Annotated in this window: 16 protein-coding genes; 12 read left to right on the forward strand and 4 right to left on the reverse strand. The window is 65.7% G+C overall.

Annotated elements, in window-relative coordinates; translation table 11 throughout:
* Window positions 1–104 precede the first annotated feature (104 nt).
* From AR323_RS13515 to AR323_RS13565, 11 genes are all read left to right on the forward strand, one after another.
* Window positions 105–2447 (forward strand): chemotaxis protein CheA, encoded by a 2343-nt coding sequence (locus tag AR323_RS13515; RefSeq protein ID WP_057884514.1) that lies wholly within the window; start codon window positions 105–107, stop codon window positions 2445–2447.
* Window positions 2444–2881, forward strand: coding sequence for a chemotaxis protein CheW (locus AR323_RS13520; RefSeq protein WP_057884515.1), 438 nt, complete (start codon window positions 2444–2446; stop codon window positions 2879–2881). Before AR323_RS13515 ends, AR323_RS13520 begins: the two co-directional genes overlap by 4 nt.
* 66 nt (window positions 2882–2947) lie before the next feature.
* The gene (locus AR323_RS13525) at window positions 2948–3313 is read left to right on the forward strand and encodes a response regulator (protein WP_057884516.1); all 366 of its coding nucleotides are present in this window, start codon (window positions 2948–2950) and stop codon (window positions 3311–3313) included.
* A gap of 7 nt (window positions 3314–3320) precedes the next feature.
* Window positions 3321–4448, forward strand: coding sequence for a chemotaxis-specific protein-glutamate methyltransferase CheB (gene cheB, locus AR323_RS13530; RefSeq protein ID WP_235510638.1), 1128 nt, complete (start codon window positions 3321–3323; stop codon window positions 4446–4448).
* The gene (locus AR323_RS13535; RefSeq protein WP_235510640.1) at window positions 4445–5299 is read left to right on the forward strand and encodes a CheR family methyltransferase; all 855 of its coding nucleotides are present in this window, start codon (window positions 4445–4447) and stop codon (window positions 5297–5299) included. The genes cheB and AR323_RS13535 overlap by 4 nt, the downstream gene beginning before the upstream one ends.
* A gap of 78 nt (window positions 5300–5377) precedes the next feature.
* Window positions 5378–6901: a putative bifunctional diguanylate cyclase/phosphodiesterase gene (locus AR323_RS13540; RefSeq protein WP_235510642.1), complete on the forward strand. Its 1524-nt coding sequence runs from the start codon at window positions 5378–5380 to the stop codon at window positions 6899–6901.
* Window positions 6898–8247 (forward strand): methyl-accepting chemotaxis protein, encoded by a 1350-nt coding sequence (locus AR323_RS13545; RefSeq protein ID WP_057884518.1) that lies wholly within the window; start codon window positions 6898–6900, stop codon window positions 8245–8247. The genes AR323_RS13540 and AR323_RS13545 overlap by 4 nt, the downstream gene beginning before the upstream one ends.
* Before the next feature lie 92 nt (window positions 8248–8339).
* Window positions 8340–10694 carry a DUF305 domain-containing protein gene (locus tag AR323_RS13550; protein WP_057884519.1) on the forward strand — a complete coding sequence of 785 codons (2355 nt, stop codon included), beginning with the start codon at window positions 8340–8342 and terminating at the stop codon, window positions 10692–10694.
* A gap of 5 nt (window positions 10695–10699) precedes the next feature.
* Complete coding sequence (purU, locus tag AR323_RS13555) at window positions 10700–11557, forward strand: formyltetrahydrofolate deformylase (RefSeq protein ID WP_057884520.1); 858 nt, start codon at window positions 10700–10702, stop codon at window positions 11555–11557.
* A 69-nt stretch (window positions 11558–11626) separates the two neighbouring features.
* A complete protein-coding gene (locus AR323_RS13560) occupies window positions 11627–13129 on the forward strand; it encodes a flavin-containing monooxygenase (protein WP_057884521.1) in 1503 nt (500 codons plus the stop codon).
* 38 nt (window positions 13130–13167) lie between these two features.
* On the forward strand, window positions 13168–13944 hold the full coding sequence (locus AR323_RS13565) for a competence/damage-inducible protein A (protein ID WP_057884522.1): 777 nt from the start codon (window positions 13168–13170) through the stop codon (window positions 13942–13944).
* Between the two features lie 187 nt (window positions 13945–14131).
* Here the strand turns inward: AR323_RS13565 and rplA are convergent, their stop codons facing one another.
* Both rplA and rplK read right to left on the reverse strand, forming a co-directional pair.
* On the reverse strand, window positions 14132–14827 hold the full coding sequence (gene rplA / locus AR323_RS13570; RefSeq protein WP_057884523.1) for a 50S ribosomal protein L1: 696 nt from the start codon (window positions 14825–14827) through the stop codon (window positions 14132–14134).
* 4 nt (window positions 14828–14831) lie between these two features.
* Complete coding sequence (gene rplK / locus AR323_RS13575; protein WP_057884524.1) at window positions 14832–15263, reverse strand: 50S ribosomal protein L11; 432 nt, start codon at window positions 15261–15263, stop codon at window positions 14832–14834.
* A 270-nt stretch (window positions 15264–15533) separates the two neighbouring features.
* Between rplK and AR323_RS13580 the strand changes: the two genes are divergently transcribed.
* Entirely contained in the window at window positions 15534–16559 is a 1026-nt protein-coding gene (locus AR323_RS13580; RefSeq protein ID WP_057884525.1) for a retroviral-like aspartic protease family protein, read from the forward strand.
* A gap of 15 nt (window positions 16560–16574) precedes the next feature.
* Here the strand turns inward: AR323_RS13580 and nusG are convergent, their stop codons facing one another.
* Both nusG and secE read right to left on the reverse strand, forming a co-directional pair.
* Entirely contained in the window at window positions 16575–17111 is a 537-nt protein-coding gene (nusG, locus tag AR323_RS13585; protein ID WP_057884526.1) for a transcription termination/antitermination protein NusG, read from the reverse strand.
* A gap of 26 nt (window positions 17112–17137) precedes the next feature.
* The gene (secE, locus tag AR323_RS13590; RefSeq protein ID WP_057884615.1) at window positions 17138–17332 is read right to left on the reverse strand and encodes a preprotein translocase subunit SecE; all 195 of its coding nucleotides are present in this window, start codon (window positions 17330–17332) and stop codon (window positions 17138–17140) included.
* Window positions 17333–17557: the final 225 nt, after the last annotated feature.

The following is a 17557-nucleotide window of genomic DNA, read 5'->3' on the forward strand; positions in this document are numbered from 1 at the left end:
CTATGCCGCATCGTTTCGCCTGCGACAAACCTCCCGCGGAGCATACCCAGCGTTAACCATCAGCGGGGCATATCGGCGCACGAGGGGCAATCCGGGGCGTATTGATGGACGATCTGCTGGCCGAATTCCTGGCCGAGACGCGCGAGATGATGGAGGCGATCGGCGGCGAGCTGGTGGCCTGGGAAGCCGATCCGTCGGACGGCGCGCGCCTCGATGCGATCTTCCGCTTCGTCCACACGGTCAAGGGCAACTGCGGCTTCTTCGACTTTCCCCGGCTGGAGGCGCTGAGCCACGCGGCTGAGGATGCGCTGGCCGAAGTGCGCGCCGGACGCCGAGCGCCCAGCCCGCGTATGGTGACAGCCGTGCTGGCGATCGTGGATCGGATCGGCGTGATGGTCGATGCGATCGAGGCGGGCAGCGAACTGCCCGATCGCGGGGACGACGTGCTGATCGCCGCGCTCGAGAACGACGGCGGAGACGCGGGTTACGCGGTCGCGGCCGAAGCGGGCGCGGCGCGCGGGACAGCGGCCGGCCCGCAGCGCACGATCCGTCTGCCGGTCGGGCTGCTCGACGACGTCATGGCCAGCGTCTCGGACCTCGTCCTTGCGCGCAACGACCTTGCCCGCCGGATCCGCGATGCCGGCAGCGACTATGCCCTGCACGGTCCGTTCGAGCGGCTCAACGCGATCCTCGACCAGGTGCGCGAGGCCGTGACCCGGATGCGGATGCAGCGGATCGAGCATCTCTACGCCGCCCTTCCGCGGCTCGTTCGCGATCTGGCCGCCGAACTCGGCAAGCAGGTGATGATCGACCTGGAGGGCGGCGAGGTCGAACTGGACCGCGAGATGATCGAGATGATCCGCGATCCGCTGACCCACATCATCCGCAACGCCATCGATCACGGCATCGAGACCCCGGCCCAGCGGATTGCGGCGGGCAAGCGCGAGATCGGCACGCTCGTGATCAGCGCCCGGCAGAGCGGCAACCGCATCGTCCTGACGGTGGCCGACGACGGACGCGGGATCGACGGAGACCGCCTCGTCGACAAGGCGATAGAGGCGGGCATGCTGTCGAAAGGCGAAGGCGATGCCCTTGCGGCCCGCGAACGGCACGCACTCATTTTCGAACCGGGCCTATCCACCGCCGCATCGGTTACGTCCGTTTCGGGTCGCGGCGTCGGAATGGACGTGGTCCGCGCCAACATCGAGCGCGTCGGCGGAACGATCCAGGTCGACAGTGCACGGGGAGAAGGCACGCGCATCGCCCTCAGCCTGCCGCTCACGCTGAGCATCATTCCGTCGCTCACGGTTCTGGCGGGCGACCAGATGTTCGCGATGCCCCGCAGTTACGTGGAGGAAATCGTCCACGGCCGCGCAGGGCACATAGAGTTCGCCCGGGCGGGCGACGCCGTCCTCGTCACGGTGCGGGGCCGCCGCGTGCCCTGCATTTCGCTCGCGGCGATGCTCGGGATGCCGGGCGACTTCGTTCCGGAAGCCAATACGCTGGTGCTGGTCCGCCTGGCGGGCGGCGACCTGTTCGCGCTCGCCTGCGACAAGATTCTCGATCACGAGGAACTGGTGATCAAGCCGCTGGCCCCTGCCGTGATGGCGACAGGGCTCTACGCGGGCAGCACGCTGCTCGACGACGGCAATCCCGTCCTCATGCTCGACGTCGCGGGGCTCGCGCGCGCTGCTGGACTCGTCGGCGACGTCCAGGGGCGGGTGCGCGCGAGCGCCGAGGATGACGTCCGGGAGACCGAAAGGCGCGCCACGCCCGCGATGCTGTTCGTCGGCCTCGACGGCCGCCGCAAGGCGATCCGCCTTTCGCTGGTCCGCCGCCTCGAACGGGTCCCCTCGAGCGCGGTCGATCTCGACAGCGAGCGGCCGCGCGCGGTCATCGGCGACGCCATCTACGTGATCGCCGGAGCGCACGGATCCAGGGTGACCGAAGGAACCGTGAACCTGCTCAGGCTCGGCGACGGGGCGAACGAGATCGCCTACCTGTTCGACCGGGTGATCGACACCGTCGACCTGCCCGACGAAGTCGTGCCGGCATCGCGACCCGGCGAGATCGAGGGGTCCGTACTGATCGACGGCACCCCGGTCGACCTGATCGATGCGCACTGGCTGTTCGCCGCCAATGCCTCTCCGGTCCAGGCAGCCGCGAGACTGGTCTGCCGCCTGCAATCCGGCGATGCCTGGGCCCAGTCGATTCTCGCGCCCCTGGTGGAAGCGGCGGGGTACCGGGTGGTGGACGAAGGATACGAAGGGGAAGCCGACCTTGCCATCGTCACCGAGGGAGCCCGTGCCTCGGGCAACGCCACCGCGCTGATCACCCTGAGTGCCGATCCCGATGCGGGTTCCGCCAGTAAGGATCGCCTCTACCGTTACGACCGGTCGGGCCTTCTGGCGCGCCTCGCGACCCTGCGCGCGGAGAAGGCGGCATGAGCGAACTCGTCTTGGTATTCACGCTCAACGGACGTCGCGCCGCGCTGCCTACCGATTTCGTACATTCGGTCGTCGAACTCGACGGGGTTACGCCCATCCCGCACGCCCCGCGTTTCGTTATGGGCCTGAGCGCGCTGCGTTCGCACAGCCTGACCGTGATCGATGCCGCCGCTGCGCTCGGAATCGTGTCCCGGCCTGTCGAGGTAGAGGGTGCGCGCGCAGCGATCGTCGAGCTGGCGGGCCACCGCTATGCACTGATCGTCGATGCGATCGACGACGTGGCAGCGACCATCTCGGACCCGGTCGCCGTCCCGGGGGACATCGGCGCCGGATGGCAACGGGCCAGCGTTGGCCTGGTCGAGACGGATCGCGGGCCGGCGCTGCTGCTTTCGCTCGAGGCGTTGCTGGCCGGGCCAGAGCCGCTGGCCGCTTAACGGGATGCTTACACCTCGCAGCCTAGGCTCGGACCCAAGAACCGAACATAACGGATCGCGAAGCTCATGAAACACTGCCTCATCGTCGACGATTCTCGCGTGATCCGCAAAGTATCGCGGCACATCCTGGAGTCGCTCGGCTTCACGGTAGACGAGGCGGAGAACGGGCGCGAAGGGCTGGAACGATGCACCCAGTCGATGCCGGACGTCGTCCTGCTCGACTGGAACATGCCGGTGATGAGCGGGATCGAATTCATCGTCCAGCTCCGCAGGCGTGAAGGTGGCGACAAGCCCAAGGTCGTCTTCTGCACGACCGAGAACGACGTGGCGCACATTCGCGAGGCGATCAGCGCCGGAGCCGACGAGTACGTGATGAAGCCCTTCGATCACGAGACTCTGCAGATAAAACTCCAGCTCGTCGGCTTCGGCTGACGGTCGCATGGCTGGCAATGCCGCCTACCCCGGCGGGTTCGCGAACCGGGAAAGGGACAAGTCGCGAATCCGCGTGATGATCGTCGACGATTCCCTCGTCGCGCGCACCGTGCTCTCGCGCATCGTCCTTGCCGAAGCCGACATCGACATCGTCGCCAAGGCCACGACCGGGGAAATGGCCATCGAGAGGCTATCCGAAACCGCCGTCGACGTGATCCTGCTCGACCTCGAGATGCCGGGCATGGGTGGTATCGGGGCACTGCCCAGAATCATCGACCTGGCGCGTGACGCAAAGGTCCTGGTCGTATCTTCCCTGACCGAGCGAGGCGCGGAAGCGACCCTGTCCGCACTGGCCATGGGTGCCGCCGACACATTGCTCAAGCCCCGCTCCGGCGAATTCGACGAAGGCTATGCGCGCACTCTGATCGGCAAGATTCGCGCCCTGGCTCCGCGCGGCCATGCGCGGACGACCCGGCCGATTTCCGCACCACGGTTAAGCACGGGGGTATCGACACACTCTCAGGCACAGCCTCTGGCACTGGCGATCGGGGCGTCGACGGGCGGCATCCATGCCATGTGCCTCATGCTCGACGCCCTTCCCCGCGATTTTGCGCTGCCGATTCTCGTCGTCCAGCACCTCCCGCCGAGCTTCATGGCCACCCTCGCCCGCCAGCTCGCCAACGCGGCCAACCGTCCGGCGTCCGTCGCGGGTCTCGGATCGCCGCTCGTGCCGGGCGAGATCCTCGTCGCGCCCGGCGACGGACACATGATCGTCGGCAGAACGGCAGGGCGTCTTGTCACGGGCATCGCACACCACGCCGTACCCAGCGGATGTGTCCCTTCGGTCGACCCGCTGCTGGAAACCCTTGCCGATGCGACCGGGGGCAACGCCATCGGCGTGATATTGTCCGGCATGGGCCGCGATGGCGCGGCTGGAGCCGAGAGCTTCGTCAGGGCAGGCGGGACCATCTTCGCCCAGGATGCCGCGACGTCTGCCGTGTGGGGGATGCCCCGCGCGGTTGCCGAGGCGGGCCTGGCAACGGCGGTGCTGCCTCCCGTGGCGATAGCCCATAGGGTAGCGGCCCTCGCGGTTTCGCCGACATGCACGGCCGATCATCGGACCGTCCGCGCGTGAGCGAGATTTCCCATCGCATCATTGCCGACCTGCTCTTCTCGCGAACGGGCCAGCAACTCGGCGAGAGCCGACGCTGGCGTATCCAGACCGCGCTCGCAGGTCTCTTTCGCGAACGCGGAATCTCGAACCTGGACCAGCTCGTTTGCCTGCTGGCGGATACGCGCGAAGACGATCTTGCGAGGGAAGTCGTCGAAGCCCTGCTGAACAACGAGACGTATTTCTTCCGCGACAGGCTCATGTTCGATCTGCTGGCAAACGAAGTGCTTCCGGATCTCGCCGCGAAGCGGGCGGCGACGCGGCGCCTGTCTATCTGGTCGGCCGGTTGCTCGACGGGCCAGGAAGCGCTGTCGCTGGCAATGCTGTTCGCCGACGATCCGCGGCGGTGGGAAGGCTGGCGGATCGACATCGTTGGTACAGATATCTCGTCCAAGGCGATCGAGGCCGCCCGCGCGGGCCTCTACTCGCAGTTCGAAATACAGCGCGGCCTGGGTGTCACCCAGATGCTGCGCTGGTTCGAAGAGACGCCGGACGGCTGGTGTCCCAAGCGCGACCTCACCAGGCGTATCCGATTCAAGCAAAGGAACGTGCTCGATAACCCGCCCGACCCGGGCCGCTTCGACCTCGTGCTCTGCCGAAACGTCCTGCTCTACTTCGGCCGGGTCCACCGGGAGAAGGCATTCGACAAGCTCGCGGATGCGATCGTCGACGATGGCTGGCTGATGATCGGCGCAGGGGAAACGGCGACCGACCATTCGCGGGCTTTCGCTCCTGCGAGCGACACGAGCGGACTGTATCGTCGCACAGTTCCAACCGGCGCGAGCGCTCGCCGACGGGCGCAAAATGCGTTCTGACCGTTCGTTTCACCCTTCCTTAGGCACTCGTCCCTATTGCGAGGGCGGCGCCGGGCGCCGCGCGAAAGGGGACTACGCGTGATTGGGAGGGTCGACAGCAAATCCATCGGGTCGAAGATGCTCGTCTTCGCGCCGCTGGTCGTGCTCTCGGGCCTGTTCGGAGCGTTCGCCACCCTTTTCGCGCTCGGCACCCGCTTTTCGAGCTTTTCCGGAATAACGATCGTCGGCGTCGGCGTGGTGGCTTATGCGGCTGCGGTGGCCATTCTCGGCCGATACGGTTTGGCACACGTTCGCCGCCTCGAAGGCCTCAGCCGTACCGACAGCCTCAGCGGCCTGCCCAACCGGCGGGCGCTGCACGAAGACTGCGCGCGTTCGACCCGTATGGGAGAAGAGGTCGGCGTCGCACTGATCGACCTCGATGGATTCAAGATGGTCAACGACCATTACGGGCACGTCGTCGGCGACCAGGTCCTGTGCGAATGCGCGGAAGTCCTGCGGGAAATATGCGGCGACGAGGCCCGCCCCTATCGACTGGGCGGCGACGAGTTCGCCATCCTGAAAGTGGGCGCTGTTGCCGGGACCATCCTGGAAGGGATATGCCGCAGCCTTATCGACCGGATGAACGCGCCGATTCCGGTGGAAGACCGCCGGATTCCGGTGGGGGCGAGCATTGGCCTTGCCCGTTCCAACGGTAGCGACGGGCTGGGCTCGAGCGAATTGCTGCGACGCGCCGACGTGGCGATGTATGCCTCCAAGCGGGGCGGCAAGATGCGCTGCACGTGGTTCAAGAGCGATTTCGATCAAAGCCGTGCTGCTGCCCAGGTGCTCGACGAGGAATTGCGCGCCGCGCTGGCGAGGGATCAGTTCGTGGTGGCCTACCAGCCGCTGGTGGATGCACGCAGCGGAGCGATCGTCGCGGTCGAATCGCTCGTCCGGTGGAACCGACCCGACGGCAAGAATATCGGACCCAACGTGTTCATTCCGATCGCCGAGGAATCCGGCCTGATCAACGCGATCGGACTGTGGGTGCTCGACCGGTCGTGCCGCGATGCGCTGCCGTGGACGGGGATCAAGTTGTCGGTCAACATCTCGGCGGCGCAGCTGCGCAATCCCGAATTCCCGATTCAGCTCGGCCAGATCCTGGAAGATACCGGCTTTCCGCCCGAGCGTCTCGAGCTCGAGATCACCGAGACCTGCCTCGTGCTCGATCCGGTCGTGGCGGAACGCAGTCTCAACCTGATCCGCGAATTCGGGGTCGATATCGCGCTCGACGATTTCGGTACCGGCTACGCCTCGATCGGCTTCCTGCGCCAGTTCCGGTTCGAGAAGCTGAAGCTCGACCGCTCGCTGGTGGTCGAGGCGCAGCGCGATAACGGCAGCCGGGCGATGATGATGTCGAGCATCTCGGTCGCCCGGGCGATGAACATGGACGTCACCGCCGAAGGTGTCGAAACCGAAGAACAGGCCGACCTGGCCCGCGCCGCCGGCTGCGACCAGATCCAGGGCTGGCTTTACTACAAGGCAATGCCCGCCGACGAATTCGCGGCGCGGCTAAAGGAGGCCGGCGGACCCAAGCACCGCGCGGCGACGAGGGCAGCATGAATGCAGTTTCGATGATCGAGGCGGAAACCCTGGAGGACGAGATCGCATCGGCCAGCCTCGGCGACAGCACGGTCGCAGCCCGGCGGCAGCGCTGGGTGGCCGCGCGGTGGTTCAACGATCTGCCCCTCGCCCGCAAGCTGGGCGTGCTGGTCGGCGGACTGCTGCTTGGCCTGGCCGTCAACTCGGTCGTTGCCCTTGCGGCTCTCAGGCAGATCGTCGCGCCCTCGGTGGCGGTTTCGGTCGTGACCGTGATTTTCGTTCTCGGGTTCGGCCTGGGCACAATCGCCCTGCGCCGCATCCTCATCGACACCGCGATGCCGCTGCGCAAGCTGTCGGGCGACATGATCCGGCTGAGCGAGGGCGATCGCACCTTCACGCTCGATTATCTTCACCGGGCCGACGAGATCGGCGACATGGCGCGCACATTCCAGGTGTTCGTGAAATCGGGTCACAAACTCGACGAGATGTTTGCCCAACGCAAGGCAGTGCGCGAGGAACAGCAGCGGATGCTGCTTCAACTCGCGGCGAATTTCGAACGCGAGGTCGGCGACGTCGTGACCGCCGTGGCCTCGGCGGCGGACCAGCTCGAGCACGCGGCCAGTTCGATGGCAGCGGCGGCGGACCAGTCCGCGAACCAGGTCGATGCCGTGTCGCACTCGATGAACGACGCCTCGAACGGCGTGGCCGCAGCGGCGGCCGCAAGCGACGAGTTCGCCATGTCGATCGGCGAGATCAGTCGGCAGGCCGCGCAATCGGCCGGGCTAGCGCGCGAGGCGACGACGACGGCGGAGCAGGCCGACGGCACCGTCAAGGCGCTGGCGTTCTCGGCCGACCAGATCGGCGAGATCGTCGAGCTGATCAGCGCGATCGCGCGGCGCACCAATCTGCTCGCGCTCAACGCCTCGATCGAGGCCGCCCGCAGCGGCGAGGCCGGCCGCGGTTTCGCGGTGGTGGCGAGCGAGGTCAAGGAACTCGCGGCGCAGACCAGCAAGGCGACCGACGAAGTGGCCGCGCAGATCCGCGCCATGCAGCAGTCGACCGGCGCGAGCGTGACCGCGCTCAAAGCCATTGCCGAACAGGTGCAGCAGCTCGAATCGACGGCCGTTTCCATCGCGTCCGCCGTCGACCAGCAGTCGGTTGCCGGGCTAGAGCTGGCCCGCAACATCGACACGGCCGCGCGCGGTACCGGCGACGTGTCCGCCAACGTGGTCCAGGTGCGCGAAACCGCGCTGGCCACAGGAGCCACCGCGAGCCAGGTCCTCAGCTCGGCAAGCGAGCTCAAGGCGCAGGCGGCCAGCTTGCGCAGTCAGGTCAGCGGCTTCCTGCGCCACGTCCGCGCCGCCTGATCAAGCACGCGATCGTACACGCTCCGGCTTGACGGAGCGCAATCGGCAACCGACAAGCCCGTCAATCGACTTTGAGGGGTTCGCCGACTATCATGCGCACACATTCGCTTTTCCGCGGCATTCTGCTTGCCGGTATTTCGCTCGCCACCCCTGCCCTGCACGCGCAGGACAGCGTTCCGATCGTCCAGCCCGGCGCGCCGGGCCAGCCGGGCAAGGTTCTGTCGGCGGCGGATGCCATCAAGCTGGCGGACATGCGCTATTCGCCGGGTGACGTCGCCTACATGCAGCACATGATCGTGCACCATAAGCAGGCCACCGAAATGACCGCGCTGGTGGAAGAGCGCACGACGAACGCCGACATCCGGCGCATCGCCCGCCGGATCGAGGCGAGCCAGGCCGACGAGATGAAGTTCATGACCGACTGGCTCACCAGCCGGGGCGAGTCGGTAACGATGGCGGGCATGGGCCAGCCCTCGCACGCGGGCATGGACCATTCTTCCATGGATCACAGCGGCCACGGCGGTTCGACCGTCGCCGGCAAGGACATGGTCATCATGGAAGGCATGGCGACCCCGGCCCAGATGGCCGCGCTCGCCGCGGCCGAGGGCACGGCGTTCGACCGCCTGTTCCTGGAAATGATGATCGCCCACCACCGCGGCGCAGTGAGCATGACCAACAACCTGCTCCGGTGGTACGGAACCGCCTCCGATCCCGAGATGAACCAGTTCACCTCGGACGTCGTGAGCGATCAGAACTCAGAGATCGCGCGGATGAACCGCCGCCTCGCCACCCTGTCACAGGACGCGCGCGCCACGCTGAAGCCCGGGTTCCGCGATGCCGGGGAAGCCATCATGGGCCTGCGCAAGCTTGCCAGCCTGGAAAAGCCCGCCGGTTTCTACGATCCGACCAACCCGGCCGGTCTCGCCCTCCCCGTCGCGAAGTCGAAGGAGGAAAAGGAAGCCGAGGCGAAAGGCGGGAAAGACGGCAAGAAGGATGCCAAGGCGGACGCGGACAAGAAGGACGACAAGCCTGCCGATCCCAACGATCCCAAGGCGCTTGCCGAGGACGAGAAGGAGCCCAAGGCGCCCAAGCTGGTCGAACGTGGGTCCATGCTCGATTTCGCCAACACCGACATGGCGTTCTCGAAGGACCTGCTGATCGCAGGCAACTATCACGGGTTCAACGTGTACCGCCTACCCGCCGACGGCATTCCGCAGCTCGTCAGCTCGGTCGTCTGCCCTGGCGGGCAGGGCGACGTGTCGGTGGCCGGCAACCTCCTCGTCATGAGCGTCGAGGAAGGACGGGGCCGCGTCGATTGCGGCCTGCAGGGCAACATGGAACAGGTCACCGCAGAGCGGTTCCGCGGCCTGCGCCTGTTCGACATTTCCGATCCCGCGATGCCCCGCCAGGTCGGCCAGATCCAGACTTGCCGCGGCAGCCATACCCATTCGATCGTCAGCGCGGACGACAAGCGCCTGGTGATCTACGCATCAGGGACCGGCGGCGTCCGTCGGACCGAGGAACTGTCGATCTGCACCGACCTGCCGGGCGACGACACCGCGCTGTTCTCGATCGACGTGATCGAGGTTCCGGTCGCCAACCCTGCAGCCGCGCGGATCGTCGATCGTCCGCGCGTGTTCGCTGCCGGCGGCCAGATCGCGGGCCTGTGGCGCGGCGGCGACCACGGCGAAGGCACGCAGGACACCAGCGAAACCGATCAGTGCCACGACATAACCGTGTTCCCGGCCAAGAAGCTGGCGGCCGGTGCTTGTTCGGGTAACGGCATCATCCTCGACATTGCCGATCCCCTGAAGCCGAAGCGGATCGACGACGTGACCGACAAGGGCTTCGCCTACTGGCACTCGGCCACCTTCAGCAACGACGGTTCCAAGGTGCTGTTCACCGACGAATGGGGCGGCGGCGGTCGGCCGCGCTGCCAGGCGGGAGACCCGACCAACTGGGGCGCGAACGCGTTCTATGCGATCGAGAACGGCAAGCTCGTCTATCGCGGCACCTACAAGCTGCCCGCACCGCAAAGCGACAAGGAGAACTGCGTCGCGCACAACGGCTCGATCATCCCGGTTCCGGGCCGCGACCTGTTCGTGCAGGCCTGGTATCAGGGCGGAATCAGCGTGATCGATTTCACCGATCCGGCGAACGTCAAGGAAATCGCCTATTTCGATCGCGGCCCGGTGGACAAGGACCAGCTCGCCATGGGCGGATACTGGTCGGCCTACTGGTACAAGGGCAAGATCTACGCCACCGAGATCGCGCGCGGGCTCGACGTTTTCGAACTGACGCCCAGCGAATTCCTGACGGCAGAGGAAATCGCCGCGGCGGCTGCGGCAGTTTATCCGGGTGACGTGTTCAATCCGCAAACGCAGACGCAGGTGACCTGGCCTGCCGAAGTGGCGGCCGCCGCGGAAGCCAGCCGACAGGGCGGCTGACCGGATTGGGGCAACCGTGCGTCCTCTCGCTGTCCTGCCCCGACAGGCCCGGTCTCGTCGCCGACGTGGCCGGGTTCCTGGCGGAACGGGGTTGCAACATCGTCGATGCCGAGCAGTACGAAGATCCGCTGACCGCCCGGTTCTTCATGCGGATCGCGTTCGACCCCGCCGACCATGAGGCGGAGGCGCTGCGGGCGCAGTTCACGCCGCTGGCCGGGCGGCATGCGATGGACTGGAAGCTGCGCGACCCGGGATTCGTCCCCCGGGTTGTGATCATGGTCAGCAAGTTCGACCACTGCCTGTCGGACCTGCTCTACCGCCAGCGCATCGGCGAGCTGCGGATGGAAGTCGCCGGAATCGTGTGCAACCACCCGCGCGAGGCTCTGACCGACACTGCGATCATCGGCGATGTGCCGTTCCATCACCTGCCGGTGACGCCATCGACCAAGGCGGAGCAGGAAGCCGCGGTGCGTGCGCTGGTCGAGGAAAGCGGCGCCGAACTGGTGATCCTGGCGCGGTACATGCAGATCCTGTCGGACGAGATGACGCACTTCCTCTCGGGTCGGTGCATCAACATCCACCATTCTTTCCTGCCCGGCTTCAAGGGCGCCCGCCCCTATCACCAGGCCCATGCGCGGGGCGTGAAGATGATCGGCGCGACGAGCCATTACGTGACCAGCGAGCTCGACGAGGGACCGATCATCGCACAGGACGTGGTCGCGATCGGCCATCGCGAACTGCCGGAGGAACTCGTCGCCCGCGGCCGCGACGTCGAACGCCGGGTGCTCGCCCGCGCGGTCAAGGCGCACCTAGAGGACCGGGTGTTCCTCAACGGCAGCCGGACCGTGGTCTTCGCTCACTAGTCGAAAGCCAAACCCGTTGCATGATGCAACGGACAGATTTACGCTCGCGGCAATCTGGAGAGAGATGCGATGACCCTGACTGCCTGCGACCATGACATGCTGATCGTCGGCGCCGGAATATCCGGCATCGGCATGGCCGCACATCTATCGATGAAGTGTCCCGACCGAAGCTATGCGATCGTCGAGCGGCGGGACAACCTGGGCGGTACGTGGGACCTGTTCCGTTACCCCGGCATCCGCTCGGACAGCGATATGCATTCGTTGAGCTACGAGTTCGAACCGTGGACCGGACGCGAAACTCTGGCTGGCGGGGACCGCATCCGCGAATACCTTGCCAATGTCGCCGGTAAATACGGCCTGGCGGACAATATCCGCTACGGCACCAAGGTGGTCTCCGCCGATTTCAGCACCCGACACGGATGCTGGAACGTCACGGTCGAAGACGACAGGGGCCGGCACGAGCTTACGGCGAACTTCCTCTACCTTGCTGCCGGATACTACGATTACGATAATCCCTACTCCCCGGCGTTCGCGGGCGAAGACGAGTTCGCCGGCCCCGTCGTCCACCCGCAGCACTGGCCCGAGGATCTCGATTACAAGAGGAAGCAAGTAGCGGTCATCGGCTCGGGCGCGACCGCCATCACCGTCGTGCCGAACATGGCGCGCGACGCGGCCAAGGTGACGATGGTGCAGCGCACGCCGACCTATATCCGATCGATCCCGGGAGAAGACCGGATCGGCCAGTTCCTGCGCAAGATCCTGCCGCTCCGTACCGCCACCCGCCTGGCCCGCGCGATGCGAGTGCGGCTTGGCGACAAGATGTACAAGACCGCGCGGACCAAGCCCGACATGGTGCGAGAGCGTATCGACAACGACACCCGCAAGCACCTCGGCGCCCACTACCGGGCGGAGAATCACACGCCGCCGTATCAGCCGTGGGACCAGCGCATGTGCTTCGTGCCGGACGCCGATCTTTTCGAAGCCATCAAGGACGGCAGCGTCGAGATCGTCACGGGGCACATCGATCGGTTCGTTGCTGACGGAATCGTGATGACCGACGGCCGCAAGGTCCCCGCCGACATCATCGTCAAGGCGACCGGGCTGCAGCTCACGATGGGGGGCAAGATCGCCCTCAGCCTCGATGGCCAGGCGATCGTGGCGAACGAGCACTTCTATTACAAGAACGCGATGCTCTCGGGCGTGCCGAACCTGGTCCACCCGGTGCCCTATACCAACACCGGCTCGACGCTTCGATACGACCTGCTGTCCGATTTCACCTGCCGCCTGCTCAACGCCATGCGCGCCAAGGACGCCGACATCGCGGTTCCAGTCATCCCTGAAGGGACTGTCCTGGTCGAACACGATTCGTTTACGGTGGATGCAGGCTACGTGAAGCGGTCGGGCGCCGCGCTGCCCAAGAGCGCGGAGGCCGACCCATGGCGGCTCAACCACGATTACCTGCACGATCGGCAGTACATGGCCGAAAGCCCGATCGACGACGGGCTGCTGCAGTTCCGCCGCTCGGGCGCCAACTCGCGGGCATTCGACGAGCAACTCGAGGCCGCCGAGTAGGTCTGGCGCAAGCGGACTGCTTCCATTAGCGCGGCCGCATGACCTCGACCGACCGCATCTGGACCGCCGCGCTCGTCGTCATCGGCGACGAGATCCTATCGGGCCGCACTCACGACAAGAACATCGCGCAGATCGCGTCCTGGTTGCAGGTCCAAGGCATCCGGCTCGCCGAGGTGCGTGTCGTGCCCGATGTCGAGGATCGCATCGTCGAGGCGGTGAACGCGCTGCGCGCGCGTAACGACTACCTCTTCACCACCGGCGGCATCGGTCCGACGCATGACGACATCACGGTTGATGCGGTCGCCAAGGCGCTGGGCGTGCCGGTGATCATTCATCCCGAAGCCCGCGCAATCCTGGAACGTTACTACATCGGGCGCGGGATCGAGCTCACCGAAGCGCGGCTGCGCATGGCTCGCGCGCCTGAGGGAGCCGAACTCATCCCCAACCGCATGTCGGGGGCACCCGGCCTGCGCATCGGCAACCTCTTCGTTATGGCCGGGGTTCCGCACATAACTGCCGGAATGCTCGATGCGCTGACCGGTCAGCTCGAAGGCGGCGCACCGCTGCTGTCGGAAACGCTCGGCGGCTGGGTCCCGGAAAGCGAGGTCGTCGATATCCTGCGCCAGGCGGAAAAGGACTACGCCGGCGCGCCGGGCGGTGTCGCCATCGGCAGTTACCCGTTCTTCCGCGAGGGCAAGGTGGGCGCGAACTTCGTGATTCGCTCGACCGACGGAAACACACTTGCGGCTTGCCGCGACGCACTGGTGGCCGCGATGGACGCGGCAGGGCACTCGACCACGCCGGGCGGCATCTGAGCAAAGAAAAAGGGCCGGAGGTTTCCCCCCGGCCCATTCTTGTCGCGCTATCGCTTCGCTACATGAGCGCAGCGATAAAAACTTGCGCCAACAGACCCTCAGGGTCCGCAAGGCCGACCGGCCGCCGCGCGGTTAGCGCGGGAGCCAAGGGGCCGGATGACCCCGCCGGCACTTAAGGCTCAACAAACTACGCGCCTTCGACCTCGGCAAGATCGACCTTCAGGCCGGGGCCCATGGTCGTGGTCAGCGAGATCTTGCGGACGTACTTGCCCTTCGAGCCCGAAGGCTTGGCCTTGACGACCGCACCGGTCAGCGCGTCGAAGTTCTTCTTCAGCGCATCGTCCGAGAACGACAGCTTGCCGAGGCCGGAGTGGATGATGCCCTGCTTCTCGACGCGGAATTCGACCTGGCCGCCCTTGGCGTCCTTCACGGCCTGCTCCACGTTCGGCGTCACGGTACCGAGCTTGGGGTTCGGCATCAGGCCCTTGGGGCCCAGCACCTTACCCAGACGGCCGACGACGCCCATCATGTCGGGAGTGGCGATGACGCGATCGTAGTCGAGGTTGCCGGCCTGCATGTCTTCCATCAGGTCTTCGGCACCGACCTTGTCGGCACCGGCAGCGAGGGCCTTTTCGGCGTTGTCGCCGCGAGCGAACACGGCGACCTTGACGTCCTTGCCCGTGCCCGACGGCAGCGAAACCATACCGCGAACCATCTGGTCGGCGTGACGCGGGTCGACGCCGAGGTTCATCGCGACTTCGAGAGTCTCGTCGAACTTCTTGCTGGCGTGCTCGCGCAGGGCCTTCAGCGCTTCGGCAAAGCTGTAATTCGCGTCGCGGTCGATCTGCGCGGTGACCTTGTTCTTCTTCGTCTGCTTGGCCATCGGATCAGCCCTCCACCACTTCGAGGCCCATCGAGCGCGCGGAGCCCTCGATGATGCGGGTTGCCATCTCGATGTTGTTGGCATTGAGATCGGCCATCTTCAGCTCGGCGATTTCCGAAAGCTTGGAACGCTTGATGGTCCCGGCCTTCACCTTGCCCGGTTCCTTGGAACCCGACTTCAGGTTGGCCGCCTTCTTGATCAGGAAGCTCGCCGGGGGCGTCTTCGTGATGAAGGTGAAGCTGCGGTCGGCAAAGACGGTGATGACGGTGGGAATGGGCATGCCCTTTTCCATCTCGCCGGTCGCCGCGTTGAACGCCTTGCAGAATTCCATGATGTTGACGCCGCGCTGGCCCAGCGCGGGGCCGATCGGGGGCGACGGGTTTGCGGCGCCCGCGGGCACCTGCAGCTTGATATAGCCGTCGATCTTCTTGGCCACTGATGGCCTCCTTTCTCACTGTCGCAGGGGTGCTTCCACCCCGGCTCATGGTAAGCGGTCAGTCGAGACGCCTTCCGGCGGCTCTCCCGCATGGATTTCCCGATGCTGTCGCGTGGGAAGGCGCGCACATAGCGTCCGGGGCGCAAAACGCAAGCAGATCGGCGTAGACCGCGACCGGCCGGGAATGCCGTTCGTCGAACCGACATGGATCGGGCCTTGCCCCGGGCATAAGACCTTCGGATGCGCTTACCCCTGTCTCATTTGCTGGCGATGACTGCGATGACGGCACTGGGCGCTCCGTCGGCGGCTTCCGACGCCCCGGCCGAGGGCCAAGCTCGCGGCAGCACGCCGCAACCGAGGATGCCAGCGCTTCCACCCGCACAGATCGACGATACGCTCGCGGTCGGCGGGGACGAGATTGACGCGCGCAAGCTGCGCACGCGCATGACGGTGCAGGTCCGTATCAACGACACCGGGCCCTATCGGTTCGTCGTCGACAGCGGCGCGGACACCTCGGTGGTGGGCGAGCGGATCTCGACCGCGCTCAGGCTTCGACCGGGCCAGCCGACGATGCTCAACGGCATAACCGATTCGCAACCGGTCCAGCGGGTTTTCGTCGACGAGCTTGAACTAGGCCCCAGCCGCCTGTTCGACCTTGAAGTCCCGGTGCTCAAGGAAAGCAACATCGGGGCCGAGGGCATGGTGGGTCTCGACGCGCTCGTCCATCAGCGCCTCATGCTCGACTTCGAGAAGCGCCAGATTTCGGTCGACGATGGACGGCGAAAGGATACGCGGATGGACGGCGAGATCGTGGTCCGGGCGCGGCTCCAGCGCGGACAACTCATCCTTACACAAGTCATGGCAAACAAGGTGTCGGTCGACGCCATCATCGATACCGGTTCGGAGGTTTCGATCGGCAACGCGAAACTGCGCGACGCGTTGATGTTGAAGAACTCGCGTCAGTTTCAGACGATAACCGTCATCGGTGTAACGGGGACTCCGGCGGAGTTGCAGTTGATCCGGGTCTCGCAGTTGAAGCTGGGATCCGTCACGCTGCGCGATGTCCCGATCGCATTTGCCGACATTCCGCCGTTCGCGGTGTTCGGGATCGACGATCAGCCGTCGCTCCTGCTCGGAACCGACGTGATGGAGACCTTCCGGCGGGTTCAGCTCGATTTCAGGGAAAGGCGGGTGCGCTTCCAGCTACGCAAATGCGCGCAGGTCGTGCGGATTAGCACGACCGGCAATTACGCATCACGCCTGTCGACGGATAACGAGGCGACCTGCCGGCGCTAGGCCGCGCCGCCTGCCTTACTTGACGAGTTCGACCTGCTCGAAGTCGAGTTCGACCGGGGTCGCACGACCGAAGATCGAGACCGAGACCTTGACCTTCTGCTTGTCGAAATCGAGTTCCTCGACAAGGCCGTTGAAGCTTGCGAAGGGGCCGTCGAGCACCTTGACCTGGTCGCCGATCTCGTAATCGACGCTGACGTGCTTCTTGGGTTCGGCCTTCGCCGCCTCGACACCGCCGAAGTACCGCGCGGCCTCGCGCTCGGAAATGGCCTGCGGCTTCTGGCCGGAACCGAGGAAGCCGGTCACCTTCGGCGTGTTCTTGACGAGGTGGTACACGTCGTCGGTCATGGTCAGCTTGGCGAGCACGTAGCCCGGCATAAACTTGCGTTCGACCTGGACCTTCTTGCCGCGCTTGACCTCGGTCACCGTCTCGGTCGGAACCTCGACGGCCTCGACCGCTTCGGAAAGGCCCAGACGCTCGGCCTCGGCGATGATCGAATCGCGGACCTTGTTCTCGAAACCGGAATAGGCGTGGATGATGTACCAACGAGCCATATGTGCGCTTGTCTGTCCGTGTTTGCTCAGGCGAGCGACAGCAGCCAGCGCATCACTGCGCCAAAGGCCGAGTCGATCCCGAGGAAGAAGAGCGAGAGGATAACCATCATGATCCCGACGAAGATCGCCGTGCGAACCGTTTCTTCGCGGCTCGGCCAGACGACCTTGCGCCCTTCGGCACGCACCTGATTTACGAACTCGCCCGGACTGGTCTTGGCCATGATGTTGAAGCTTTCGCCCCCCAGAGATTGAACCGCTTCTTCCGGGATGGGGTCAGCGCCGCCCCGGTTCAAGTACCGGGAGGGCCTAGCATCGCTCATCTGTCGGAAAAAGCGGTGTCGCCCTAGCCCTGCCTCGGCATGAAATCAAGCGGGGCCGCCCACCCGCAGGCGAGCGGCCCCGCTTTCCCCTTTATTCGGTATCCCGGTCAGCGCATGCCGAACAGC

The sequence above is a fragment of the Tsuneonella troitsensis genome (genome assembly GCF_001441535.1).
Classification (GTDB): Bacteria; Pseudomonadota; Alphaproteobacteria; order Sphingomonadales; family Sphingomonadaceae; genus Tsuneonella; species Tsuneonella troitsensis.